This is a genomic window from Secundilactobacillus collinoides DSM 20515 = JCM 1123, assembly GCF_001435975.1.
Taxonomy (GTDB): Bacteria; Bacillota; Bacilli; order Lactobacillales; family Lactobacillaceae; genus Secundilactobacillus; species Secundilactobacillus collinoides.
In genome coordinates, this window is record NZ_AYYR01000078.1 from 1 (window position 1) to 25,581 (window position 25,581).

The 25,581-nt window shown below is 45.6% G+C and carries 24 protein-coding genes, 1 tRNA gene, 1 pseudogene and 1 other annotated feature; of the genes and pseudogenes, 12 read left to right on the forward strand and 14 right to left on the reverse strand.

What is annotated here, in order from left to right; all coding sequences use genetic code 11:
- Nucleotides 1-38 precede the first annotated feature (38 nt).
- The gene (locus FC82_RS12590; protein ID WP_056997192.1) at nucleotides 39-560 is read right to left on the reverse strand and encodes a M20/M25/M40 family metallo-hydrolase; all 522 of its coding nucleotides are present in this window, start codon (nucleotides 558-560) and stop codon (nucleotides 39-41) included.
- A 139-nt stretch (nucleotides 561-699) separates the two neighbouring features.
- Here FC82_RS12590 and FC82_RS12595 point away from each other — a divergent pair, with 139 nt between their 5' ends.
- A complete protein-coding gene (locus FC82_RS12595; RefSeq protein WP_056997193.1) occupies nucleotides 700-1,572 on the forward strand; it encodes a LysR substrate-binding domain-containing protein in 873 nt (290 codons plus the stop codon).
- Between the two features lie 103 nt (nucleotides 1,573-1,675).
- Here the strand turns inward: FC82_RS12595 and FC82_RS12600 are convergent, their stop codons facing one another.
- From FC82_RS12600 to FC82_RS12620, 4 genes are all read right to left on the reverse strand, one after another.
- Nucleotides 1,676-2,203, reverse strand: coding sequence for a sigma-70 family RNA polymerase sigma factor (locus FC82_RS12600; protein ID WP_054762186.1), 528 nt, complete (start codon nucleotides 2,201-2,203; stop codon nucleotides 1,676-1,678).
- Between the two features lie 301 nt (nucleotides 2,204-2,504).
- Nucleotides 2,505-3,596 (reverse strand): Ldh family oxidoreductase, encoded by a 1,092-nt coding sequence (locus tag FC82_RS12605; protein ID WP_056997194.1) that lies wholly within the window; start codon nucleotides 3,594-3,596, stop codon nucleotides 2,505-2,507.
- Nucleotides 3,597-5,137: 1,541 nt separating this feature from the next.
- Entirely contained in the window at nucleotides 5,138-5,908 is a 771-nt protein-coding gene (locus tag FC82_RS12615; RefSeq protein WP_153020941.1) for a hypothetical protein, read from the reverse strand.
- Between the two features lie 68 nt (nucleotides 5,909-5,976).
- Nucleotides 5,977-6,705 (reverse strand): hypothetical protein, encoded by a 729-nt coding sequence (locus FC82_RS12620; protein WP_054762178.1) that lies wholly within the window; start codon nucleotides 6,703-6,705, stop codon nucleotides 5,977-5,979.
- 483 nt (nucleotides 6,706-7,188) lie between these two features.
- On the opposite strand from FC82_RS12620, the gene FC82_RS12625 reads away from it, so the two are divergent.
- From FC82_RS12625 to tnpC, 3 genes and pseudogenes are all read left to right on the forward strand, one after another.
- Nucleotides 7,189-7,380, forward strand: a complete 192-nt coding sequence (locus tag FC82_RS12625) for a hypothetical protein (RefSeq protein ID WP_054712986.1) — start codon at nucleotides 7,189-7,191, stop codon at nucleotides 7,378-7,380.
- A complete protein-coding gene (tnpB, locus tag FC82_RS12630; RefSeq protein WP_056997196.1) occupies nucleotides 7,361-7,714 on the forward strand; it encodes an IS66 family insertion sequence element accessory protein TnpB in 354 nt (117 codons plus the stop codon). Before FC82_RS12625 ends, tnpB begins: the two co-directional genes overlap by 20 nt.
- 68 nt (nucleotides 7,715-7,782) lie before the next feature.
- Nucleotides 7,783-8,973: pseudogene (gene tnpC / locus FC82_RS12635) on the forward strand (IS66 family transposase).
- A gap of 372 nt (nucleotides 8,974-9,345) precedes the next feature.
- Here the strand turns inward: tnpC and FC82_RS12645 are convergent.
- Nucleotides 9,346-10,749, reverse strand: coding sequence for a hypothetical protein (locus tag FC82_RS12645; RefSeq protein WP_054762172.1), 1,404 nt, complete (start codon nucleotides 10,747-10,749; stop codon nucleotides 9,346-9,348).
- 1,758 nt (nucleotides 10,750-12,507) lie between these two features.
- On the opposite strand from FC82_RS12645, the gene FC82_RS12655 reads away from it, so the two are divergent.
- Both FC82_RS12655 and FC82_RS12660 read left to right on the forward strand, forming a co-directional pair.
- Nucleotides 12,508-13,419, forward strand: coding sequence for a LysR family transcriptional regulator (locus FC82_RS12655; RefSeq protein WP_056997199.1), 912 nt, complete (start codon nucleotides 12,508-12,510; stop codon nucleotides 13,417-13,419).
- A gap of 87 nt (nucleotides 13,420-13,506) precedes the next feature.
- A complete protein-coding gene (locus FC82_RS12660) occupies nucleotides 13,507-13,695 on the forward strand; it encodes a hypothetical protein (protein ID WP_054762170.1) in 189 nt (62 codons plus the stop codon).
- 192 nt (nucleotides 13,696-13,887) lie between these two features.
- On the opposite strand, the gene FC82_RS12665 is transcribed toward FC82_RS12660, so the two are convergent.
- The 5 genes from FC82_RS12665 to FC82_RS12690 all read right to left on the reverse strand — a co-directional run bounded on the left by FC82_RS12665 (nucleotide 13,888) and on the right by FC82_RS12690 (nucleotide 17,288).
- Complete coding sequence (locus FC82_RS12665; RefSeq protein WP_054762168.1) at nucleotides 13,888-14,427, reverse strand: hypothetical protein; 540 nt, start codon at nucleotides 14,425-14,427, stop codon at nucleotides 13,888-13,890.
- Between the two features lie 490 nt (nucleotides 14,428-14,917).
- Nucleotides 14,918-15,259, reverse strand: coding sequence for a hypothetical protein (locus tag FC82_RS12670; RefSeq protein ID WP_056997200.1), 342 nt, complete (start codon nucleotides 15,257-15,259; stop codon nucleotides 14,918-14,920).
- Nucleotides 15,260-15,765: 506 nt separating this feature from the next.
- Nucleotides 15,766-16,410: a hypothetical protein gene (locus tag FC82_RS12680; RefSeq protein WP_054762162.1), complete on the reverse strand. Its 645-nt coding sequence runs from the start codon at nucleotides 16,408-16,410 to the stop codon at nucleotides 15,766-15,768.
- A gap of 415 nt (nucleotides 16,411-16,825) precedes the next feature.
- Nucleotides 16,826-17,062, reverse strand: coding sequence for a DUF2922 domain-containing protein (locus FC82_RS12685; RefSeq protein ID WP_054762160.1), 237 nt, complete (start codon nucleotides 17,060-17,062; stop codon nucleotides 16,826-16,828).
- A gap of 16 nt (nucleotides 17,063-17,078) precedes the next feature.
- Nucleotides 17,079-17,288 carry a DUF1659 domain-containing protein gene (locus FC82_RS12690; protein ID WP_054762157.1) on the reverse strand — a complete coding sequence of 70 codons (210 nt, stop codon included), beginning with the start codon at nucleotides 17,286-17,288 and terminating at the stop codon, nucleotides 17,079-17,081.
- A 182-nt stretch (nucleotides 17,289-17,470) separates the two neighbouring features.
- Between FC82_RS12690 and FC82_RS12695 the strand changes: the two genes are divergently transcribed.
- The 4 genes from FC82_RS12695 (at nucleotide 17,471) to FC82_RS12710 (ending at nucleotide 20,371) form a co-directional block, all read left to right on the forward strand.
- The gene (locus tag FC82_RS12695; RefSeq protein ID WP_056997201.1) at nucleotides 17,471-17,746 is read left to right on the forward strand and encodes a hypothetical protein; all 276 of its coding nucleotides are present in this window, start codon (nucleotides 17,471-17,473) and stop codon (nucleotides 17,744-17,746) included.
- A gap of 228 nt (nucleotides 17,747-17,974) precedes the next feature.
- Entirely contained in the window at nucleotides 17,975-18,421 is a 447-nt protein-coding gene (locus FC82_RS12700) for a MarR family winged helix-turn-helix transcriptional regulator (protein ID WP_054762155.1), read from the forward strand.
- A 90-nt stretch (nucleotides 18,422-18,511) separates the two neighbouring features.
- Nucleotides 18,512-19,858 (forward strand): dihydrolipoyl dehydrogenase family protein, encoded by a 1,347-nt coding sequence (locus tag FC82_RS12705; RefSeq protein WP_056997202.1) that lies wholly within the window; start codon nucleotides 18,512-18,514, stop codon nucleotides 19,856-19,858.
- Nucleotides 19,859-19,909: 51 nt separating this feature from the next.
- On the forward strand, nucleotides 19,910-20,371 hold the full coding sequence (locus tag FC82_RS12710; RefSeq protein ID WP_054762153.1) for a ferritin-like domain-containing protein: 462 nt from the start codon (nucleotides 19,910-19,912) through the stop codon (nucleotides 20,369-20,371).
- 739 nt (nucleotides 20,372-21,110) lie between these two features.
- On the opposite strand, the gene FC82_RS12715 is transcribed toward FC82_RS12710, so the two are convergent.
- The 3 genes from FC82_RS12715 to FC82_RS12725 all read right to left on the reverse strand — a co-directional run bounded on the left by FC82_RS12715 (nucleotide 21,111) and on the right by FC82_RS12725 (nucleotide 24,286).
- The gene (locus FC82_RS12715) at nucleotides 21,111-21,290 is read right to left on the reverse strand and encodes a hypothetical protein (RefSeq protein ID WP_054762150.1); all 180 of its coding nucleotides are present in this window, start codon (nucleotides 21,288-21,290) and stop codon (nucleotides 21,111-21,113) included.
- A 247-nt stretch (nucleotides 21,291-21,537) separates the two neighbouring features.
- Nucleotides 21,538-22,263: a gamma-glutamyl-gamma-aminobutyrate hydrolase family protein gene (locus FC82_RS12720; RefSeq protein ID WP_054762148.1), complete on the reverse strand. Its 726-nt coding sequence runs from the start codon at nucleotides 22,261-22,263 to the stop codon at nucleotides 21,538-21,540.
- Between the two features lie 409 nt (nucleotides 22,264-22,672).
- A complete protein-coding gene (locus FC82_RS12725; protein WP_056997203.1) occupies nucleotides 22,673-24,286 on the reverse strand; it encodes a peptide ABC transporter substrate-binding protein in 1,614 nt (537 codons plus the stop codon).
- 81 nt (nucleotides 24,287-24,367) lie between these two features.
- Nucleotides 24,368-24,598, reverse strand: a binding site (T-box leader).
- 300 nt (nucleotides 24,599-24,898) lie between these two features.
- Between FC82_RS12725 and FC82_RS12730 the strand changes: the two genes are divergently transcribed.
- Together FC82_RS12730 and FC82_RS12735 are read left to right on the forward strand one after the other, a co-directional pair.
- Nucleotides 24,899-25,168 (forward strand): hypothetical protein, encoded by a 270-nt coding sequence (locus tag FC82_RS12730; RefSeq protein WP_054762146.1) that lies wholly within the window; start codon nucleotides 24,899-24,901, stop codon nucleotides 25,166-25,168.
- Nucleotides 25,169-25,225: 57 nt separating this feature from the next.
- Nucleotides 25,226-25,300, forward strand: a tRNA-His gene (locus FC82_RS12735).
- Nucleotides 25,301-25,581 lie beyond the last annotated feature (281 nt).

Genomic DNA, 25,581 nt, shown 5'->3' on the forward strand with positions numbered 1-25,581 from the left:
CCAAAAAAGCCAATAACCACACGCCTTTGGCGTGATTATTAGCTTTCAAGTTTCAGCTTATCAGTATGTTTCGCAACTGTTGCGAAAAGATTTCTGCTACCCTGTTCTTCCTCTCCCTCAATGAAAAACATAATGGTTTGAGGCGGCATACCTTCAATGCTATTGAGATACTGTTCAACGCCTTGAATCGAAGCCATTAGCTGGCCCCGATTATCGCCAGCACCACGAGCATATAATTTACCGTTTCGGCGTGTTAATTTGAAGGGATCACTATCCCACTTATTTAAATCTCCAGGATCCATCACATCGTAATGACCATAAAACATGATGGCGTCCTTTTTAATTCCCTTTACTGTAGCCAATATGATTGGATTACCATCGTTCTCCGCCTTAACAATAGTCACTTCTGCATTGAGGTGACTCCTCAAAAATTGCTTTAGAAATTGGACTGACTCTTGAATACCCTCACCAGAATCACTCACACCTTTGCAAGCAATTAAATCAGATAAATTGCTAATGGCTTTAGAAATTTCAATCTTATCTCCTGTTGCTTCACTCACATCGCAACACCTCTCATGTAAATTAGAATTAAATTTCAAACTACTAAGAATTTGATGAGAAAAGTGTATTGCATTTTTTACCATTAGTGAAATACAATATATCATATGGAACATATCATTTTAGATATGGAGGGCAATTATGCGACTACTTCAATTACGTTATTTTCTTAAAATTGCACAAAACAAAAACATCTCGAAAACCGCCAGGGAATTGCATGTTTCGCAGCCTTCCCTTAGCCGAACTATGAAAGAACTTGAAGAAGAATTAGGTATTGAATTGTTTATCAGAAAGGGACACACAATTACATTAAGTCAGGCAGGTATTCTGTTTGAACGCCAAGTCAATCTATCAGTAAACCAGCTTGATACCGCTGTTCAATCTGTCTCACACATGTCAGGTTCCATTTCGCAACGAATCACCTTAAAATTTGAAACTTCTTCGGCTTTACTTCCTGGATTATTACAACGGCTCCACACCAAATATCCAAATCTGCACATCGATCTGGAACAACACGGTGTCGAAGCAGGCGGGTTGGACAATTACGATTTTTCGTTTTCAACCTTACCGTTAAACAAGTACGATTCAGTCCGTTTACTACATGAAGAGGTTTACATTGCCGTAAATAGCGCTTTACCATATCAAAATGGTGATACTATTATTATTAATGATTTGAAAAAATATCCAATTATAATGGGTAGTCCTAGTCCCCTTAGGACTGAAATAGAAAACAAATTAAGAGAACAGGGGTTTTATTTCCATCCTATTTTTGAATCAGGAGACCGTGAAACGATTCATGGATTAGTCGAAAACAATGCTGGTATTTGCTTCTGGCCAGCCTATTCTTGGCCGGACACGAGTGTGTCAAATGTGAATAAGTTGCACTTAGCCCCTCACCCACTAATGCGTGATATTTACTTGAATTTTATTCGCCCCAAAAAATCTGAAAAGTATCTCCAAGAAATCACCAATACAATCCTGCAGTATTTTCATGATATTCAGTTGATCAAATAGTTTTTGATGTCTTTCAATTAACTTATTTTCTAATATTCCAACGCTAAAACAGGCCTAGAAATTTCCACTTCTAGGCCTGTCCATCTTTATTTCGTATTAATTTTTACACCCGCAACTGCCTCAACTTCTCCCGCACCTTCCGCCGCCACTGATACACCGTCTGCCGAGAAACGCCACGCTTCTCCGCAATCTCAGTCGGCGTCATCTGATGCACAACCGCATCGATCAGGTAGTCCCGTTCCACGCCAGAACAGCGTGCCAGCCAGCAATCCAGCATCGACCGGTCCACAATGTCCGTCTCCGTTGTCAGCACGGCCAGCTCCTCACCCACCTGTTCCCAGTCGGGTGCGTCATCCGTCACATTGTCTCTTCTCTGCCGCCGCATCCGTTCATTCAGCGCCCTGCGGTACAACGCCACGTGCGCGTATGCTAAAAACGATTTGGGCGCCGACCAGGGATTGCCCGTGTACTTCTGAAAGATATCTGAGAACCACAGCCAGCAGTCCTGAACGTAATCGTCGTAATCATCATCACTCGGCCGCATACCTAATTTCTTCAACGCGCTATATACAATTAGCACGTGGTCACCAGTAGCTAAAAATTCAAATGCTTGTTCATGTTTCGTGATCATACTATGAACCCCTTTTTTTAGGTGATCCACAGGCGCCTATGGTCCTTGTATGCGTACCAAGGCGTGGCAGTTATTAAAAATTGCGATTATCAATCGGCAAGTTAAACATGAATCGACACATTCTCATCAGCGAACATTGAAATAATACAAAAACACCTAACCGTCTCATTTTGCGAAGGTTAGGTGTTTTTGAATTTATTAAAACGTCAAATTACTGTTCAAATAAAACGACACTATCAATATTTTTGTCTTTTTATTTATTATATTGCAGTCTTACAGCCAGCTAAGCCCATCATGAATCCTATGCGTTGGCCTCATCGATTGGTAACGGCACGTTATACTGCTTACTGATTGCTTGCAATTCAGCTAACGTTTCACCGTCGATATTGATTCCAGCCTTTAAATTGTCGTCGTAGTTTTGGTACTCGCGGTCGCCGGGAATCATAATCTTCGTCCCTGGGACATGCTTCAAGTGCCGGATTCGGTCAAACATCGCACTTGCGTTAGCCTTCAGTGTTTCCAGGTCACCGAAAAGTGCTGGGTTGATCGTCATAAAGAACTGACTGAAGTCATGCGGTGCCTTGTTTGTATCAGCCGACAACGACCCCTGTGCCAGAATACCCGTCAACAGTTCGATGATCAGTGAATTGCCAAACCCTTTGTAGTTGGAGTTGACTTCCTTATTACCGCCAAGAGTCAGGACACCGCCACCTGGCCGGTCATCGGAAAACGCAATGGTGGCTAAATTATCTTCTACCGTCTTGGCATCATGCAGCACGTTGCGATTTTCATCAACGGCCCAGTCCCCAGGAATCTGTTCGCCCTTCTTCGCTAGCACTTGAATCTTGCCGCTCGACACCGTCGCCGTTGCACCATCGAAAACAAACGGGTGCGGGTCAGCCGGGAAAGTGAATGCCAACGCATTTGACCCGAGAAAGGCCTCCAGCGAATTCGTCGGCACCACTAACGGCCGCGTATTGGTCGTTGAAATACCGATCAGCCCCTCTTTGCTGGCCATCCGTGAGTAGTAGCCAGCAGTACCGAAATGGTTTGAATTTCTAATGACCGCTAACGCTACTCCGCCTGCTTTGGCCTTTTCAATGAGCTTGCGCATCGCAAACGCCGAGGCAATCTGCCCCATACTTTTATCAGCATCAATGAGTAAACTCGTCGGTGTCTCGTTTAATATTTTGGGCTGGTTCTTCGGTTCCAGCGTGTGGTCTTCAATCATCTTGGAATACCACTGCAGCCGCTGGATCCCATGTGACGAAATACCGCGCAGATCCGCGTCCACTAAGGTATCTGCCAATAATTGCCCATCCTGTTCATTGAAGCCCTGGACCTTAAACACTGATTCTAGAAATTCCCGTTCTGTATCAACACTAATTCGCATCGCTATCTCCTCGTTTCTTTAAACTAAAAAACGCCCCAATACAGAAATTCTGTATCAGGGCGATTTGATTAACCGCGGTACCACCTAATTTGGCAAAGTTTAGATTGCCAGCTTACACCGTTTTAAAACGGCGGCAGTGCTAACGGCTGCCAACCGCCGGCATAGCGTTAACCTGCCGGACCATTCCGAGTTCATCTTCGCCGGCAGCAACGTGTGTTCTTGCACCGGGTGAACACTCGCTGTGGGGTTGCTGCTGGTTACTCTTCTCTTAGAGGCGTATGACTATTCTTTGACTTTGATATTAGTTCATAACCATTAGCCTGTCAAACACGAAGAATACCATAATAGTTATGCACCAAGCGACCTCAATGAAAAGACACGGTTGATGGTTGGTCTTAGTCTGGAAAACGTGAATCTCGTTGTGCTATACCATAATTTCTGTTCACGACTATACTGTTACCTATGATCAGGCACTATGACGACAATAGTCCTGTTATAAAAAAACACTATTGCCCCATTATGCTTTTAAAATTAACGCCTTAAAGTCTGATTACTAACACGATAATGGAAATATCATTTCATTATCAAATTGTTAGCAGAGGAAAACCTATCCACCAACCACCTTATCGTAAGCTTCAATCATAGCTACTCGCTGGAATACTCGCCGCCACGGCAGCGTTTTCCTTCGGTCTGGCACTTACTGCAACTCACCCCGCCACTGTCTCAGCCGCTACCAACTCACTTTCTAAAGCCTTGCGCGTTACTTGGTACGCTGACGAAGGTGACTCATGAATTTTTCGGGCGCAATTTTACACCCACAGTCCAAACACTGTTTGGGGTGGCGCCGAACCAGAATCAAGGCCCGTTTTGTATCTACCAATAAGTACTTTCACAAAAAAAGCAATCCTTGCAGAGGTCCATACGCTTGGTAAGGTTTATAACGGTCACAAGCAATTCACACTTTCAAAAAAGCACAAATCAGGTTATTACACCGTTGGGGACTATGACGATGAGGAAAAACACCTAGTCAAGCTGCACTTTAAACCCGCAACATACAAGCACCATAAGGTTCTAAAAGAATTTAACAACAAGCAAGTGAGATACATGTTCACCAGCATTGCTGTTGCTTGGACAATATAACATTTCAAGCAATTAATACAGACAAAAAAAGGCAATGCGTCTGAAACTACCGTAAACGGCATCAGGCGCATTGCCTTTTTCGGTGTGCTTAGTGAGCTACACAAAGACCTCATCCATATCATATTTTCAGACACCTAGAGAATCGAATGCAATTTAATATCAAACTACTTTATTATTTAAACGGGCACTGAAACTGAGTGATTTAAAACGAAGAACATATCATTCTGTACCCTCCAGATCCGCCATGCTGCGACCAGTTTCAGCCATCTGGCGATGGAAAAGGCCACCATTCCAGTAAAACTGTTGTTTCTATATATGTAATCAATTCAAACCCAACCAAACAAAAAGCCACAGCGCCTCAACGCTGTCGCACTGGTTTCAAGCTCGTCTAAGAATCCACGTCAAACTTCCGGCATCCTCGAGTAATCGCCCTGCTGTATCTCTCGCAACGCCAGTGACAACACCTTCTCCTCCACCTGCTGGGACAAGGACATCATCACCCGCATCGCCCAATTATACGTCACCCGCTGATCGACGTCCTGAACATCTGACACCGGCGATACCGTTACACGAATGGCCTCATGCCCCAATTTTCCTAACCGAAGCTTCTGGCCATAACTCTGCAAAAAGCTCACCAATCGCGAACAGTCACGAATCCTTCTTTTGATTATCTCATCCGATACCGCCCACAATAATGGTACACAGCCTTCCCTTGTCAGCATTGTGCCATCCTGACGATAATCCCAGTTCATTTCATCAGACTGCCAGTGCACCCACGAATTGTTGCTCCTCACTCTTGGCGTCACCGGCACCAGACACAAATCGCCCGCCACATATGGTAAATTACGATGCAATCCCAATGCGGGCGCAATCAACTTACGAATATGCGCATCTAATTTCAACAGCCGCTGATCCTCTATCAGTGTCATTAGCCTTTGAATACTCTGTATCAATTTAAACACTCGGTTATCCTGCATAATCACAATTGTTCGATACGGTTGCTCACCCGCCACCCAATACTGGCTCACATTCACCAGCGCAAACACGTTCGCCCACGCCACTCTTGCTGGTTCTGACTCCACCGCGACAACATCTTCCGTCCGCAAATCCGCAACAGCCAAGTAACCCGTTTGTTGGACCTGCTTATTATACTCATCAGTAACGCCGCTCAATCGAAGATATCCGTTTGACACGTAACCTATCCTTTCTGTAAATGACCTCAGTTAGTCAACCCAATTTTCTAAAGAATGCCACACAATCCCGCTACTGAAACAACATCATCTTGGCGACCATATTTCTCGGTGAGTTGGGCAATGTGATTTTGAGTAATTGTCTCAACCACCGGCTGCACGTCGATCAGCTCTTGAGGCTTACCCGGCGGCACTATCTGTGCAACTATCGCTTCGATAAACTCCGCAACCAGCAGGCACTTTTTTAAACGTCGTCTCAAACGCAGCCTTGTCATCGACCACCGTTGCGGGACACTCCGCCAACATCCGATGTTCAAGTACTCGTCCTCATAAGCCACATCAAGCTCCTGATTCATCCAACGGATCCAAGAGGTATTATTCCCGTTAATTTCGTCCATCGGTATCAGCCAGTAATCACCGCAAACGTACGGTACCTGCTTATTGATTCCCAGTGCCGGGCAAATATCTCTCCTAAGGTGGTCACGGTCCAATACAAATGTATGACCTAGTTTATTCAACAACCGATTAGCTGTGGAACGCACTGCAAAAATATGATTATCAAGTGTGATCACCGCAGTTCGGTACGGTTCTGGTTCATTAAAATTCACCAAGGCAAAAACGTTCTTAAAGTCTAGCTGCTTCGGACAATAATTGCGCTTGTCCGCGATGTCTTCCAATTTTAAACTTGTTACATCAAGATACCCTGCTCTATTGACCTTCTGTTGTGCCGCCGTCGTGAGTCCCTTTAAGGTTAAGGGGCTGGGATAGTGGTTAATCATTATTTCCTCCTCATTGGAATGATTCGCTAGGTCTATACCAAATTTCTAGAGATAAGATAACATGGATCTGCTTATTTTGTAAACCCTAAGTTTGGAAATGAAATATATGTTTTTGGGATTGTCTAACTTTATCTTTCATATCAATGTTTGAAAATATTTTGAAAGCCTTTATTCATCTGTTTTTTCGTAATATATTTTATAAACGGCTGTTTAAAAAGGTGCTTATTACTAATGATAATAATAAAATATTAAATTTAGTATAAGAGATTGGTATACCGTGTCAGTAAACAATAAAGGCACCATGAATTCCTCAAACCTCGAGAAGTTCATGGTGTCTTTTTCTTTTGGGTATTAATTTTGTATGATTAAGCACGCCTATATCCCAGCGATTAATCGTAAGCAGTAGATAACCGACCGTATTCAAATCAACTCTAAAATGATTTACGATTACCTCATCAAATAAAATTGGTGAGGTAATTTTTTATGACTGAAAAACCTGATATTGTTCAAATTCGCATGGGTCAAACGCCACAGTCGCAACCAACGGTTACGACGAAAGCAATGCACATCAAAGTCGGCACCAACAAATCTGTCATTATCTACAATCACATTAACGGTTATATTTTAGATGCATTCCTAAAGGCGGTGTTTAGCGATGATAATCGACCAAAATAAGCTTCATCAGATTTTTCTGGTCTGCGGAAAAACAGATTTAAGAAAGGGAATTGATGGGCTAGCTGGTGTCGTCCAAGATCAATTTGATTTGGACCCATATAACAGCGCGTTATATTTGTTCTGCGGGAGTCGTAAAGACCGATTCAAAGCACTGTACTGGGATGGTGACGGATTCCTGTTATTATACAAACGAATCGAGAATGGCCGACTCCAATGGCCAGTTAATCAAGACGCTATTCGTAAGTTAAATCCCAAACAGTTACTTCAACTTTTAAGTGGGTGGTCGTTGGAGTCGACCATTCATCAAGTGACCCCACCAGGTCACAAAAAATAGCTTTTAAACCCATTTAGCAAGTGGTAAACTCTTTTCAATAACTTATATACGTAAAGGTGGTGAATACGATGACTAAACACGCAAAAAATATTGAGGCCGAACTAATTCGGCAAAACACTGAGTTAAAACAAGAAGTACATGAACTAAAACAGACGATTCAACTGTTAGAAGAACAAGTGGCGTTTTTGACCAAAAAGATCTACGGTCAAAGTTCTGAAAGAATCAATTCAGATCAATTATCATTATTCGGCCAAAGTAGTGTTTTGACCGAACCAGAGCAAACTGGGGACCAAAGCGAAGAGACCTACCAAGTAATGACTAAGATCAGGCAAAAAAAGAAGACGCGCCAACAACGAGCCCTTAAACAGGGCGGTTTTAATGTTTCAGAGGGCACTTTAGCAAACTGGATCATCAAGACTAGTCAACTGATAGAACCATTGTATAGTCTGATCCACCGAGAATTAATTGCCCGTCATCACCTCCAAGGTGATGAAACGCCAATCCAAGTTATTAATGAGCCTGGTCGAGCAGCAAAGTCAAGATATTACATGTGGGTTGCCACCACCCCTTTGAAACTAACCAATCGGATTGTGTACTATGCTTATAGCCAGACCAGAGCTGGTTCATTCGCGCAGAAACAACTCTATAGCACGTATCAAGGCGTGTTACAATGCGACGGATATGCGGGCTATAACCTGCTTGGTGATCAGGCAATCCAGCGCGTCGGCTGTTGGGCGCACGTCCGGCGAAAGTTCAAAGATGCGTTTGATGCCGATAAACAGTACGCTGAAACACCCTTGCGATTGATCAACAGCATGTTTCGACTGGAGAAGACCTGGCAACACTTTTCGCCTCGAGTACGCCGGCGACGTCGGCGTAGTAAAATAAGACCGCTTTTAAAACGGTTCTGGCAGTGGGTCGATCATTATGACGGGCTAGATAAGTCCCGACTAGGTAAAGCCGTGACTTACGCAGCTGATCAACGCATGTATCTGAGCCGAATCGTGAACGATGGAACCATGGACTAGAGCAACAACACCGCTGAACGAACGATGAAGAGTTTAGTGATTGGTCGAAAGAACTGGCTGTTCAGTACTAGCCCAGAAGGTGCTAGATCAACAGCAATTTGGATGACAATTGTCGAGAGTGCCAAGGCCAATCACATTGATCCGACGAAATATATCGAATATATTCTACTCGGAGTTGCGCAGCTACCAACTTTCCCAAAAAAGGAACAGTTAGCAGCTTATTTACCATAGAATTTCAAAGAATCCGATCTTGAGGCAATCAAAAGAGTGCAAGCTGGAGTACTAATTCCTGAAAAGAACGAAGAAAAGAACGCGTCATAGTAAGAAGCCTGGTATGTCTCAAAGAACGAGACATACCAGGCTTCTTTTTTATATTTGTGATGAAATCGCAGTATTCAATACGGTCAGTTATCTACTGCTTACATCTGACCAACTTCTTTAACCGGATTGCCCTGATCTAAGAGTAAACAAAAACGCATCTGACATAAAGTCAAATGCGCTCAGAGACCCCCAGCAATATCAGCTGAAAGGTTCAAATTTTCATCAAGATTAATTGATAAAAAGAATTAACGTGTATTCAAAACGTTTTTCTTAGACAATTAATTAATTGTCTAAGGCACCAGTAGCAGTTCCAGTTGTTGTTGTGCCTGTAGGTGCTGTAGTAGCGGTCTTAGTAGCCGTGTAAACAGCTTGTACAGATTCAGATGCATCGTAGGTACCAGCACTAGCAGATTGTGGTGTGTAAACATATTCGTACCAAGTTGTAGTACCACTTGCATTGGTATCTTGGAACTTTGGAGAATACAAAGTCTTCAAAGTTGAATTACCATTCAAGTATGCCAAAGCATCAGCTGCAGTGTAGGTAGCACCCTCAGCACCAGTAAATGGAGTAAATGCAGTCGTTGGAGTCACAATAACATTTTCAGCGTCACTAGGCTTAGTAACTGATGCGTCACTAGTAGTAGTCGCTTTAACAGGAGTTACACTGCCTGATTGAGCAATGTAAACAGTTGTGTTCATACTTACTTGGTCGCTCTTAGTCGCATAAAGGGTCACAGTGCCACCAATAGTAGCTGCCTTTAAAGCTGCCTGGTTAACATTGTCAGATGTCTTAAGTTTGTAACCAGCAGCAGTGGCTGCGTCATCAGCCTTCGTAGAAAGTGCTGAATCACTACTCAAATCAACAGCAGTGCCTTCCCCAGTAGCAGTCGTAGGTGTGTAGTTAAATGAGGCAACAGAGGTACCATCAGTAGTAGTGATGTTAATCTTCACTTGTGTACTTGCATTGAAGTCACTTGGTGAAGTAACAGCAGAAGCAGCAACCCATTGACCAACTAAATCAGTAGCACCAGGTGCAGTAGCAATCTTGTAGAAAGTGTCGCCTGCACGGTTAGTAACAGCATCACTAAATGTGAATTGAGTGTCTTTATAAGCTGAAGTTGAAGTTAAAGTAACACCATTAACTTTGGCGCGACCAATCTTGTATTCTGCCCATGCTGGTTGTGCATAGAAAGCAGTATTTGAAGTAGTGCTTACAGCAGAACTCTTCAGAGTGTAAACAGCACTTGAACTAGGAGCAGTTGCAGTCTTAGTGGTGTCGTATGAAGCTACACCGCCGGCAAACTTAGAAGTTGACTTGCCACCATAAACCCAGCCACGGTATGAACCATCAAATGATACAACCTTGTAATAAACTGAGCCTCGGTTAGTAGTTGCAACACGGTAAGCACGGAAGTTAGCTGAGCCATTAGTAGACTTGTTTAACTTCTTAGCTGTAGTGGTTGGAGCAACAATCTTAGCGCCCTTAACAGTACCGGCCTTAGTATAAATAGCATTAGTACCGGTTAAGTTAACGTTACGATCAGTAGCTGCAGTTGTTAAGGTAGTGTTTGTCTTAACAGTTGCGTATGACTTTGCACTAGCAGTTGTAGTTGCGGCAGCGCCGGCAGCGACAAATGATAATGCAGCTAAGCCCAAATAAAGAGATTTCTTTAAACTTGCTTGCATGTGATATTCCTCCAAACATATAGTTATGTAACTCATCAAGCATAAACAGTATACACAATATTGCCGAAAATGTTAAGTATTTATATACAATCGACAATGTCGTGAGGGTTCCTCAAATGACCCTGAGAAAAGTATAACGTAAGGGCTTGTGGTAAATCAAGCATAAGTCACGATTGTATTCATCGTGTCATATATTCACAATTCTGCAACATATTGAAATATAAGCTCTACGCCCCGTCGTTACAGCAATTCATCAAGGTACAACGCTACTATAACGCGATTATTTGTCATGTTCCAATGTTATGCTCTTTTATTTTGAAAGCGTTAAAAAGATTAAGAACACATCTCTTTAGTAAGTGAATTTAACGTTTTTTTATTGAACTTATGTACTTCGCTAATTAATTTTTGTTGCAAATTCGAAAATAATTTTTTCACTTGCATATTCATTTAGTCCGGTTGGACTTCATTCAGTATGAATTTGTCTTGTTGGATCATTATGATATTGTGCTTTATTTCGAGGGTTATAGTTAGCGATTATTATTTCGAAAATAACGTCGAAATTAAGCCCCGGATCCAGTTCAAAGTCAAATTCGTAGAATTTGCTCCGGCTCTTTCTCTTGCTGTTTCTTGGATTTTCTATTCTGCTCCCCTTTTCTCTTGCCTAATCGGGCTGCAGAAGGCAGGGGGCTACTACACAAGAGACTCTGACGATAAAAACCAGGCCCGGGTTTTCATCGTCAGAGTCTCTTGTGCTCCGCCCCCTAAACGCCTTCTTCCGCACCTTGCCAAAAAAAGACGCCCCTACCGGAAATCGTAGTTGCGCCGCGCTGTTTGGATCAGCTGCAAGTTAAAAGCTGATTGTGATTGTTTTAAGTGATTTCTTATTATGAAAAGGCTCATCGCCACCACAATCGGAAAATCAATTTATAGGACAGTTCTATTATACCCATTATTTATGAAAATACTAGTTGTGGTGGCTAACAATTTTGAAAAAAATAATCCTATTTCGGTTTTGAGTTATTCAACGTCTTGTACGGCTAGTGTTGCCTTTGATTGCGTTATTTTTGATATTAGAGGCTTGCCGGTTTCTCGTATGGCGTTCGTATCGTCGTTATAAGTGATGCCCTTTTGTAATTTGTCATCCTTCTTTTTGGCTGCTTATCCTGGTTTGTTTTCAGGATCACCCCAATAAACCGTGGCCTTTTTGGTTCTGCACCATTGTCACCATTTCTGGCTGGTGAAACGGTATCGGCGCGTTTTATTGCTGTTGTTGGTATTGCTACCTGATTATTGCGCATTTATATAGTAGGATTGTGTTCGAAATTTCTTGTTGCTGGTTGTTTGTTTCCTGTTTATGGCTTAGTTTGGTTGCTCCATGATTGATTTGGTATCAGCTAGCTTCAGCCTTCTTTTGCGCACTGCAGGTGGTGTTATTTTTTCTGTTTCTTACAGCGCTGTGAGGTATCTTGGCCAGCTGACCTGCGTCTCTCTTTGAGTATCAGGCACACTTTTCACCCTTCGCCAGGGGCGCACCCTATCACATCCGCCCCGCACCCTCCCGCCACCGGGACAGTGCCTTTATGCTGGATATCATTTTCCCTTGGGCTTGCGCCTCGTCTTTTCTTCCTCGCTGAGGCCAGTTTTACCAACCATTATGAATTGGTTTGCCAGTATCTGTGCTATACTTGCCATAATGTTAGAACGATTCACAAATTTCATTAGTAAATGAATATTTTTCAAGTAAAGGAACTGATCAGAATGCTGCCATTCGCTTACCAAGTCTTCAGCACCGTCGTTTCGGAAGGGACCTTCCAGAAGGCGGCCTTAAAATTAAACGTGACCCCCTCAGCCATCAGCCACTCAGTGACCCAGCTCGAATCCGACCTGGGCTTTCCCGTCTTCGTTCGTTCCCGGGCCGGCGCCGAGCTGACACCCAATGGTGAGCTAATCTTACCCATCATCCAAGAGATTCTCAACAACGTCGCCCGCCTGCAACAGGAGGCCGACAACATCAACGGACTGAACTCCGGCCTCATCCGCATCGGCGCCTTTTCATCCGTCTGCATCAACTGGCTGCCACCCATCATTCAGGCGTTCAAGCGCCATTACCCGCGCATTGACATCTCGGTCAGCCAAGCCGGTTTCGACCAGATCGTCCGCGACGTTAAAAACGGCACCCTGGACATCGGCTTCGTTGTCCTGCCCGTTCACGAGGACCGGTTGATTGTCGACAGTCTCATTCAAGATGAAATCTACTGTGTGGCACCCAAGGGCTTCGTCCCCGCCAACCGCCACTCAGTGACCAAGGACGACCTCGCCGACTTCGACTTCATCCTGCAACCCGGCGACTACGACCGGGACACCAAAGCCACGCTGGATTACTACGGCATTCAGCCCAACCTGATCCACTTCTCCATTGATGACCAGTCGATTGTTGCCATGGTGGAAGCCGGCCTCGGCCTGGGTATTCTCCCCGAACTAGCGCTGCAGAAAATCATCGGTGACGTCGTCGTCTACCCCTTCGAACACACCTTCTATCGTTCCATCGGGCTGGTCACCTCATCCGTGCAGGCCAAGACCCCCTCGACCCAGCACATGCTGACGCAGATTCACGACTACATCGGTGAAATGTACCCCGAAGCGTTGCTTGTCCGAAATGAAACAAAATAGTAACTTTGCTGTAATTCTTCCTGTTATCAATTGGTGCTATACTTTTCATTAGAAATTTATCGGGTTCTAATGAGGAGGTTTTGGGCGTTGCGCTGGTCAATCTTTATGTTATTTATTGCGGTGGCAATCGTATGCGGTATTTGTACGGTTATCTTCTATCGCCGGGAAAATTCGGAACGCTGGGAAGCTTACCTGTTCGGCGTGATGTCCGGGAGTTCGTTCCTACTGGCTTGTTTGCAGGTGGGGATGCGGATTGTTGAGAAGATTTTGGGGTAGCGCGCTCTAGAAGCAGAAAAGGAGCAACTCTCCACAAAAGATTAGACATTGGCACGAATACTTCTTTGACTATAGTTTTTGATGACTCAGTTACACTGACAAGGAGTGATTCGTGTTTATTTTTCAATATTATTAGCTTTCAACCATTAGTAAAACAAAAAAAGACTGCTGTAATTTCGGCAGTCTTCATTTTTATTTTCTGAGAATTGGTGCTTCAGCTTGCCCTGGTGCGGTTGCACCACCACCATAACCAAACTGCATGCCAGCTGGTGCTTTCTCAATAGATCCGTCTAGTCCCACGGAAGTAGTCGATGTATCTAAGGGCGATCGCGATGATGTCGATGATGTTGTGGCTTTCTTCAAATACCCCTTCCAGAGCCAGCCAATAGTTTTACCCTTGGTAGTACTGATACGGTAATAAATAGCCTTTACACCATCACGACGTGTAACATGAGCTGCGTACGTGGCATATAATTTAGTTGAGCTCTTTTTCACAGTTTTTTTTACGTTAGTCAAGTATGATGAAGTATACATCTTGCCTGATTTTGAAGAGTTATATGTGTAATAAGCATTCTTGATGTTTTGATAATAACGGATCTTTGCTGCTTTTGAACTCGCCTGAGCACTATCGTTCGTTGCAACAACTCCAAAAAATGCACTGGACAACATCATGGCAGTAGCAGCTATCGTTGCCAAGCGACGCTCATTGTGGGTAGTATTCGTATTCTCCATATAAAAACTTCCTTTGTGTAGAGTAGTTTTGTTCCCTTGATTGAATATGTGAATTATCACATCATGATATTGACTATCGATTAAAGAACCACTCTCTAATCTTTTTGATCTAATAGTAAGTGATGTTAGGATATTCTATATCTAATGCTCATGATTACATTTTAATCCTTTATTTTGAAATTGGAACGATAAAAACACATAATTATCTTATTTTATAATAACTAATTTTGTTATAGAATTTTATTATATAATGATTGTATTTGTCCAAAACAAACCATGCTGATTGTATTTTTTCAGAAAACAGTAAATTTTTAAATTAATTCTCGTACAGTTTTTGAAGTATTCTAATTAGAAACTGAAATCACATAGTGCTCTGCATTCTCGTAGTGCTCTGCATTCTCGGTATATTAAACGCTTATATTTCCATTTCAATTATTTATACCAAAAAAAGCGCCCAGCCAGAAAAACTAGCTGAGGCGCTTTTTACTGTCTATTCGATGACCTGGTAATCACTGCCGACCAGCTCAAAACAAATTTCATTGTCATCGATCCGGTCATGTCCCAAGAACGTTCCGCCCACATGGTAGCGGATACCGTCTTCGGTAAAGACTTCCACCGGCATTCCGTTTTCGTGATTGATGGCGTTGATCATTTCTGATCCGTATGGTAGGACGACTTCGATTTGGATCTGTTTTGGCATTTTAACGTAGGCGATTTCTTTGCCGTTTAGGGTGCGCTTGCCGACTTCTTCTTTGATGAAGGTGAGTTGGGAGGTTGGCTTGAAGCCGTAGACTAGGGCTTTGCCGATTTTGATTGCTTGGATTTTGGACATGGATTTTGTCTCCTGTTTGGGTTTTATTTGCTGGTTTCTAGTTTAGGGGATAATTTGGGTTTGGGCAACTGGGGGATTGGTTTATTGTTCTTATTTTTTTGTGCGGGCGGATTTGCTTTTGCACTCGCTCTTTGCTCTTATGTATTTTAAAGACCCCAGCTGCATTGCTCGCCTATTTTACCTAGCCTAAACGTGCTACACGGGGCAAGGAGTTGCGCCTAGTTGACTTCGTCCAGTAAAGCCAGGTTCGGGCTTTACTGGACAAAGCCCACTAGGCTCCACTCCTTAACCGCCCCTGGTTTTGCACTCTACAAAAAAAGAGAGCCTCTCGACTCCCTTCCACATGTTTGGGGACTACTTGTTACTGAAATAAATACAGGGGAAGTATTTCAGTACGCAATGAAGTTAGCATTACAACGACGTATCGTTATAACTGGGACCATTATACCCAGAATGATTATTGAAAGCTATTATTGTTACTTTGATTTTTGAAGCTTTTTTTGTGGTCAGTTGCTGGACGCCCGCACGACAACTTCCACGCTGGTTGTTACTGACCGGTTGTTGCGCATCGTTGCCACGGTATAGGTGCCGGCATTGTATGGCTGGCAGCACGGCATCTTAAGCTCGTCTTGCACCGCGCCGTGAATCGGTTCGTTGTTGAAGTACCACTGGTAGCCCTGGTCATATTCCGAAGTGCTTCGGACCTTGAGAAACAATGGTGAGTTGACCGGCACCTGATGCAGCGGCTGGTTCGCTAGAATAACCGGCAGCCGGGGACTAATCGCCAAGGTGGTGGTCGCGGTTGCCTTCAGCTGACCCCGCTCACTTTCCCGGACCACCTCGCACCGAAACTGCACCCCGTCCAATCCCAGCGGCACGTTCGTCAATTTGATTTCCGCGTGTGTCTGCGTGAACAACGCCTGCTCGCCCATGAACCACTGAAACTGGTCACCGGGATCCGTTGGCCGGACGTCGACGGTGAGCGTCAAATTACCGCATTCCTGTCCGCGGCCGCCGTGAATCGTGGTCGTTTCAATGGGGGTCAGGTTCAATAATTTGGCCATCTTTTGTGCGAACCGCGGTGACTGCGTCGCAAATTTGCACGTCATCCGTGCTGGGTGGTCAGAATTGACACTAGAGCGGTTTTCCATTGTGATCACTCCTTTGATTGTCGTGGGTGGTCTTTCTTACTTCTATTATACCTGACGCGGACCTGGCGTTCGACTGAGATGCTTTTGCATGTTAACGCGGTGCGCTTTACTTCATTAAAGCAATGGCGTCTTGTCGCTGCCCCCTACTGCTTTTTTGTCTCAGCCTTTTGTGAGTTAGCAGTATCCGTCATACCAAAAAAGGCGCTCCCATAATCAGGAGCGCCTTTCGCTATCGAACCGGCCATAAAGACAGCGCGAAGATTGCGAGTTCAATATGGTGGAGCTGCTGGGCGGCTGCTAATATCAGCAGGCACAGCAATCGTTTTTGATACAGATGTGTCATCCCAAGTCCCCCTTGCCGTTATGCAGCTTTTCAGAAAATGAACGGGGGCCGCGGGGCTAGGCCTTGAAAGTATTAAACTTCGAAGACGTGGCGGTTCACAGTGTCAACGTAGGCAGCGCTTGCCACGTTCAGGTAGAGTTGTACACCCTGCTTGGCAAACATGTCCAAGGTCGTCACGGTTGTCATCGCCTTCTTGATGGTACTTTCGTCAAGGTCGGGCACGGCCTTGTTGAAGCTGAAGGTGTGTAATTTTTCATCTTCACCCTTGAATACCAATTGCAGTACAGTTTTTGCTGAATCCTTAGCCATAAGTCTTGTCCTCCTATTATAAGATGATGTCTGAAACGTCATCAGTCGTCGTTACGATCGCGTGGTCAAATTTGTTGCCAGTCAATGTTTCTACAACTCCGGCAAAGCCCTTGATCTGGGTGTCAGAAGGGGCTTCAATCAGGTTGCTGAAAGATTGGCGGATCAACTTATCGTCAGCAGTTCGCATCATTAAAGTGAGCGTTGTTTTAGTCCATGTCGTGTTCATAGTTGTTTCTCCTCTTATGGGTTTTATTTGGTAAGTTGTTGGCCAACGCCTTACACTTATACAAACAAAATTGCCCACAAAAGTGTCAACCAAATTTTAAATTTCTCGGAAAAACTTTTCTTAATGGCGAAAATTCGGTATTATAGGGGTATTGGTTGTAATTTTATAGGAGGCTATATTTAATGGCTGAGCGTCTAGTATACCCGGCAGTGTTTGATCCAACTGTCGAACTGAACAGAATCCAAATCACCGTCCCCGATGTGCCAGAGGTCAAAGTCCTCGGTATCGACGAAGATGACGCCGTAATGAAGGCGGCCCACGCAATTGGCGAAGCCCTGGCGAAGACCACCGAGATCCCCGTGCCATCCGCACCCAGCGAAATCGCGTTGTACGGTCAGCAGCGGTTAAGTTTTATCGTGCTTGATTTGGACGAGTACCGCAAACAAAGTAAGAAATAAAAAAAGATCATTGCTGCCGCTTTTGGGCAGGGATGATCTTTTTTAGTTTCGACTTTAACTCGTTTGGGTGACCGGTGGGCGGTGCCGGATGTGCTTTTGTGCTGGGAATTCCAGTTTTGTTTCGCATTTTGGTGTTGCACTTCATACTGCCGGTCAGGTTTGACACTCAGCAAATACCGTGTTATATTATTTCTATCGTGCACGACAGAAATAATAGGAGGCCACGCAATGAACGACGATATCCAACTGACGAGCTTACTCTGCTTCTCGGTTTACAACATGAACCGGCTCTTCAACAGATTCTATCAGCAGGCACTAGCGCCGTTTGGGCTGACCTACGCGCAGTACCTGGTCCTGATGTCCCTGTGGGAACGCGACAATCAAACACTTCACGAGCTGGGCGATGAGCTGAAACTCAACAGCAACACCCTCACCCCGTTGTTGAAGCGCTTGGAAAATAACGGCTGGCTGACCCGGGTCCACCCGGAAAACGACCGCCGGCAATTGATTGTCTCCTTGAGCGACAAGGGTCGGTCGGAGAAGGATGCCATTTTTCAGGCACTGGCCGACTGCATTGCAAAATACAAACTGTCACCAGAACAATACAAACAAGCCCTCACGCTGAACAACGACCTGATCCAGGCGTTTGAAGACGGGTTGGCGGTTAAAGACTAATGCGTTATTCGGGATTGCCCACTCGGCCATCCCGTTCATTTGCACCGATTAGTCGTGCACGATTAAATTAATCTATTTGGAGGTCTCACTATGGACTATGACGTTATTTTCATCGGCAGCGGGCACGCCACCTGGCATGCCGCTGTACCATTGAAACAAGCTGGCAAGAACGTGGCCATCATGGAAGAAGACACGGTTGCCGGCACCTGCACCAACTACGGCTGTGACGCAAAAATCTTGCTGGACGGCCCGTTTGAACTGAGCGAACAACTGAAACAGTATCGGGGCAAAGGTGTCAACGACAGCGTGAAGATCGACTGGTCACAGCTGATGGCCTACAAGCACGACATTATCGACCCGCTGAGCGTCCAGATGACCGGCCTCTTTGCACAGATGGGCATCGACCTGATCATGGGTCACGCCGCCTTGACTGACGGGCATACCGTTGTCGTCAACGACAAATCGTATACCGCCGATGCCATTGTATTAGGCACCGGTGAACGCCCGGCCAAACTGCCGATCGACGGTGCCGAGTTCCTGCACGATTCCCGTGAGTTCCTCGATCTGGAAGCCATGCCAGCTCGCATCACCTTTATCGGCGCTGGTATTATCTCACTGGAATTTGCTGCCATGGCTGCCGCGCTGGGCAGTGACGTCCACATCGTTGAATATGGCCAACGGGCGCTCGCAGCGTTTAATAAAGACCACGTCGACCAGCTGGTGACCAAGCTCACCGCAGCGGGCGTGACCTTCCACTTTGGCGAAGGGCTGGCCAGCGTTGCGCAAGTCGGCGACCACTTCCAAGCCGTGACTGACAGCGGCCTGACCATCGACACCGACTACGTGCTGGGTGCAACTGGCCGGGTGCCAAATGTCGAAAACCTTGGTTTGGAAGCCGTTGGTATTGCCTACAACCGTCACGGTATCGAAGTCGACGACCACCTGCGGACCAGCGTAACATCCGTCTACGCCAGCGGGGACGTCATCGATAAAAAGATTGCCCGCCTGACCCCCACCGCAACGTTTGAATCCAACTACATCGCCGGCCAGATTCTCGGCAGTCCGGCACCCATCGACTACCCAGTGATTCCCGCCGTTGTCTTCACTATGCCGCGCTTAGCCCAAGTCGGGGTGACTGTGGCTCAAGCAGAAGCTGATACCGCTACCTACCACGTTCAGGATATCGCTTACGGCCAGCGCTTAGCCTTCCAGTACAAGAACGAACTGGATGCCGATTTGAAGGCCGTCTTCGACCAGGACAACTACCTGGTCGGCGCCGAAATCATCGGCAACGACGCCCCCGACCTGATCAACCTGCTGACGCTGATCATCAACGGCCACATGTCCGCCAACGACCTCGGCAAGCAGGTCTTCGCCTTCCCAAGTTCATCCGTCGGCATTATCGACCTGCTCCAATTAGCCTTGCACCGCGATTAATCATGTTCTAAACTAACCATAACGTACCCCAATTTGAAAGGAGTCTTCACCATGTCAAAGTCAAAACAAGAAGTCGTCGGAATGCTGCAGGCCTACGTCACCGCAGTAACTGCCAACGCCATTAACCACCAGTTTCAAGCCCAAGTTTTCGGTAACCAGGGCTTTCGGAAACTACAGAAGAAGTATGACCGCCACGCCACCGAGGAACTGGATTTCGTCACCAAAGCCATCGACCGAATGCTTGACCTCGGCGGTGACGTGAAGCAGGAAGCTGCCCCTGAGCAGCCCGTCATCACCGACTTTCTGACCTATCTAAAAGCCGACGCAGACAAGCAAACCGCTGGCATGCAGGTCCTTGAGCAGCAAGTCAACCACGACAACTTCGACGTGACCACCTACGACCTTTTGAAAGACTACTACATCGATGAAGACGAAGACCTCAACTGGGATCTGCAGACGCTGGACCTTATCGATCAGATTGGGATTCAGAATTATTTGACTAAGCAGTTGTAGAAAGATGATGTTCATGTGTGTTTACCGTTGCGTTCTTTAGTTTGGAGACGTCCGAAATCGGGTTTCCTTGAGCTAACCGTTACATCTCACAATATGGGATTGTTGGTGTTGGGGACTGATCTTTCTTTCCGTTGCATTCTGCAATTTGGCACGGCATCGTAGTGGCTCGCGAATGAGCTAACTCGATTTCTGCTGCGCAGCTCTCGAGTGGATCTCATTCGTCTCGCATGGTAGTAACCGACCCAAGTACGGTCGCTAACTACCATCGACACCACGACGCCGTGCCAAATTGCGCCATTCCACTCACTTTGTGCTGGCTTTATTTACTGGATAAGAATCGACATGCAGTCAATGCTAGTTCCTAGGGAATCCGCCCTCGAATGCTTAATAGGCGATAATCAGCGATGCTTGTTCCTTTGCTTAGTGATGACTGCAACCAGCCTACAGTTGTCAATCGTCGGCCAGATGATGATGTTTTAAATTTTTGAGGATTGGCCCTGACGTTAAACGCAACTTAGTCACTCGGTTGTGAGGCACACGTTTCTGAGCGTTATGGTTTGTCTACAAATTTTACGAATTAACAAAACGTTGTTCGACAATTAACTCGAAACAACGTTTTTTATTTCCAATGATGCGTTTCTTGATGTACCGTGGTCAGTCCTCGGTCGCGAGTACACAGCAACGACCCGCACCATTCAAAAACTAAAAGAAGCCCAGGCCATCAGACCTGAGCTTCTTGTTAACTCGCCTGCCGGTCATCCTGGTCGACAATTTTCCAACCATCCAGCAGCTTGTCACTATTTATATATTGCTCCACGACCCATTTTGGCCGCTTCGTTATCTGGGTAACAGTTTGGAGACTGTTCGTCCGGTGAACAATATGTTCGTCTGGTTTAGTGACAACAAAACGCTTAGCCACTATCAATTTCCCCTTTCAAAAATCGAAGGAAACACACAACTCGATATCTTTCCGGTACATTTGGTAGTTTACCACTTATTTTCAAATATGACAGTAGTTTGCCAGAGATTTTCATCTGTTTACATCATCTTTACATTTTTGTGACAGACTTAATTTTTTCATAATTTCCGCGCCACGAAGCCGTTTTCAGCAACTTAAAGGACTGCCCCACGATAAAAATTGGGTCAGTCCTTTAATGATTTTTAACTTATACGGTCTCGTTTACCGTATCGATCAGATGCTGAAAAATCTTTAAAAACTCAGGGTGCGTTTCAAACATCATTTCCGGGTGGAATTGTACGCCGAAGATGCGCTTATCTGCGGATTCAATGGCTTCCACGATACCGTCATCACTCTTTGCAACGGCGGTCAGGTTATCACCAAGTTCATGAATGGCTTGGTGATGGAACGTGTTGACCAAGAAGCGCTCGCCAAACAGTGTATTGAGCCACGAACCAGCCGTGGTGGTCACGTGTTGCGTGGGAATCTCCCAGGAAGTCGGTGCCTGATTGTGCTTGCCATTGACGCCGGCCTGCACGTAAATATCCTGATAGAGCGTTCCATTCAAGGCAACGTTAATAATCTGTTCACCGCGGCAAATCCCAAGAATCGGCTTCCCGGCAGCAACCGCTGCCTTTACCAGCGCAATCTCAAACTGGTCACGGTAAATATCGGTCTCAGCAACCTGCTGAATGGGTTCATCCCCGTAAACAACGGGCGTAACCCCCTGCCCGCCAGTCAGCAGCAGCCCATCAACCGCGTCAATGTAAGCAGCGGCCTCATCCGGTAGCCCAAGCGGCAAAATAAACGGCTGAGCCCCACTCTGCCGAAGTCCATCAACATACCCAATCTGAACATAGTCAACATAGTTAGTGTCAAACCGCGGATTAGGATGAATAAGATGGTTACTGGCAATTCCAATTTTAACTGTCATATGGTGCTCCTTTCTGTTTTGAAGCGCGTAGAAGAATAATTTGTGTCTCTTTCATTAGAACAGTGCGGTTCTGATCAATATGATGAATACATGAACAACACCTAGTACAAATAAACTAGTCCACTGTGATCAAACGACACGCGGCCAGTTAACTCAACAGCCACAACAAACGTTGCAAATTCTACTAGCAAAGTGTTGACCACTCAACGCTAATACTGAGGGATTCGCTGACACTCATTGACGTGCAGTCGAGGGCGGACTTCTCCGCAAACTGGCATTAACACTCATTCGATGCTTGGCAAAATGAAGCAGTGGGCTGAAAGTGAGTGGAATGGAGTGCCAAATCACGGAATGCAACGTAATAAACCGCTACGCAATTCAACGCAATGCACCGAAAAACAATCCCAAACTATTTCCAACTCACATACTCATACTTTTGATACCCGATCAAAGGATAACTCAACCCTTTAAGGTCACTGGAAACAAGGTGCACAGAAGCGTACTGATAGAGAGGCGTAACCCCTTGTTCAGTGTTCAAAATCTTAGCAGCCTTCTGCTGAAGTTTGACCCGTTGCGAAGCGGTTTGATTCTTGGTGTCGTTGATTTGATCGATGACTTTTTGATACTTAGCGTTGGTCCAGTTGGTGAAGTTAATTTCGCCGCCCTTAGCCGCAATGTTGAGGTAATCGATTGGGTCAGGGAAGTCAGTGGACCAGCCAAGAGTCCCAAATTGATAATTGTGGTTAGAGAACGCGGTGATTTCTTGTTCCAAAGGAATCGACTTGATGGTGATCTTGAGGCCAGGCAAAACTTTCTGGGCTTGAGCTTGAATGTATTCGCCGACGGACTTGTAAGCATCCGTATCAGCAGTCAACAACTGGATGGTGATCTTCTTTTTGCCCAATTCCTGCTGAGCGAGTTTGAAGTAGTACTTCGCCTTGGTCGAATTATAGGCGAGGCCGTTGCCGACTTGCGTGTTGAAGTCCTTGCCGTTGCTACCCTTGACTTCACCAGAAGGCACGATCGACTTAGCTGCCTGCGACCCGTCTTTCAGCACGTCGCTGGCCAACGTTTTCCGGTTCAAGGAATAGCTGATGGCGCGGCGCAAATTAGTATTCTTGGCGGTCGTGTTGTAGTTGTTCCAGGTCAGGAAGGCTTGTTCCCCGTATTTAGAAACAACGAGGTCCTTCTTGTACTGCTTCTTGACCATTGAAACGTAACTCCCGGACAGTTGGGTTTCTTGAACTTCCTTGCTCTGGAAGAGCCGCAAACCGGTCTGCGGTGTCTTCACAACTTGGAAGTGGATCTTATTTATCTTGACGTGACCGGCTCCGTAGTAGTCCTTGTTCTTAACCAGGTTCCAGGTATCCTTTGAAGAGTTCCAATTTTTGATGACGTAAGCCCCGTTAGACGCAGCGTACTTGGAACTCGTTCCGTACTTGGTGCCCCACTTGCTTAAATCTTTGCGGTTCACTGGGAACAGTTGGGTGGCTAAAACGTAGTTATAATAGGGCACCTTGTGGCTCAAAGTGATTTGCAGTTTGTACTTGCCCAGTGCTTTAACACCGAGTTTGTCTGGGTTCAGTTTACCCGAGGCTACGCCGCTATAGTTCACGAGGTCCTCTAAATGGTTCGCCCGCTGGGATTTTGTCTTTGGTTCGACTTGCCGCCGGAACGAGGCTACGAAGTCCTGGGCAGTCACGGCTGACCCGTCGCTCCATTTTGTTTTCTTTAAATTAAAGGTGTAGACTTTCCCGTTATCAGTCGGTTTGACGATCTTTTTGGCGACTGAAGCGACGATCTTGCCCTTGTTATTTTGCTTGTACAGGCCTTCCACCGTCTGGGTGACGGCTAAATCACTGCCGACATCGGTGACCCGGTTTGGATCGACCGTTTCCACGTTGGCCTGAGCCGTCGTGTTCAACACCTTATTTGACGTCTTACTTGAACTGCTGCCACAGCCTGCTAACACCAACGCGATAGCGACTGCGGGCACGGATAACGCAACAATGCGTTTTTTCATGAGACACATCCCCTTCTTCTGACACACAACCAAATTCACCTAACCAAACAAAAAAATCGCCCCGCTACCAGTTTGCACCAGTAACGGGACGAAAGCCTTTCGCGATACCACCCGAGTTTGCAGCCAATTCCTACCGACTGCCTCATCAACTTCATGTAAAGTTGCGACCGGTAACGTGGTCCAACGTCCGTTCAGCTCCCACCAAACGCAGGCTCTGGGCTCATTTTCGGCAGTTTTCCCGTGACGTCCTCCCATCACTGGACGCTCGCTAAACACGGTCAGACTGCTTACTCTTCCCTTCATTGCCGTTTAATTAAGTTGGCTCAATAATACTCACCAAATTTTCATTTGTCAATGTTGAATCAGGCCCACACTTACCCGTTTTAAAGATTAGGGGAAACGCAATCCCGCTATTTTCAGCCATTTGACGACGAAATATGACATTCGTGCGCAATTGCACCGGTTTGCGCCGCGGTTGCTGAACATCTGACTGTCATTTTTCAGAATTAATGGTCATTTTGATTATTTTTAATGTAAATCACACACTTCCTACCAAACTGTAGCGCTTTCGCGATATAATAGAGTTAAATATTTCTCACGGGAGGGACCAACATGAACGCCCAATCCAACAAAATTCAAGCCGATGCTGATGGTAACTTATTTCTGGCAATCCCCGCTGACCTGGTCGCTAAATTGAAGCTCGCAAAGGACGAAGAAGTGGACATCGCGCCAACCGCTATGGGGTTTGAAGTACGCAAGATCAACGACATTGATGACAACTTCTGGGACCCATTTTCTGAAACCGTCAACGAATATCAAAAAGCCCTTGAACTGCTCAAAGGCGACGCGAAAACCGACAAAGACGCGCCTTCTGCAAAATAATTCAAAAAAATGTGCCACAGTATTAACAGGTATGATATAATTGTTATTGCTGTGATGGCGGTATTGGTGAAGTTTGGTTAACACACCGGATTGTGGTTCCGGCATGCGTGGGTTCGAGTCCCACATACCGCCCTACATATAGTTATGTTACGCGACAGTCACTCTTTGGTGGCTGTTTTTTTGTGCATTCAAAGTGGTTTACGCCTTGCCTACTGGCTATTGTATTGAACGATTTGGCACTCCGTTATAGTGGCTCGCGATGAACCCCGTTCGATTGTCACTGTGCCTTTTCACTTTCGCACATTTATCTCAGGTATTCGCTGGTTCTGACCGTTACATTGCGCGATTTGGCACGGTACCGTAGTGGCTCGCGATGAAGCTAATTAATTTTCCCACCTTCGGCGTTAAAATTA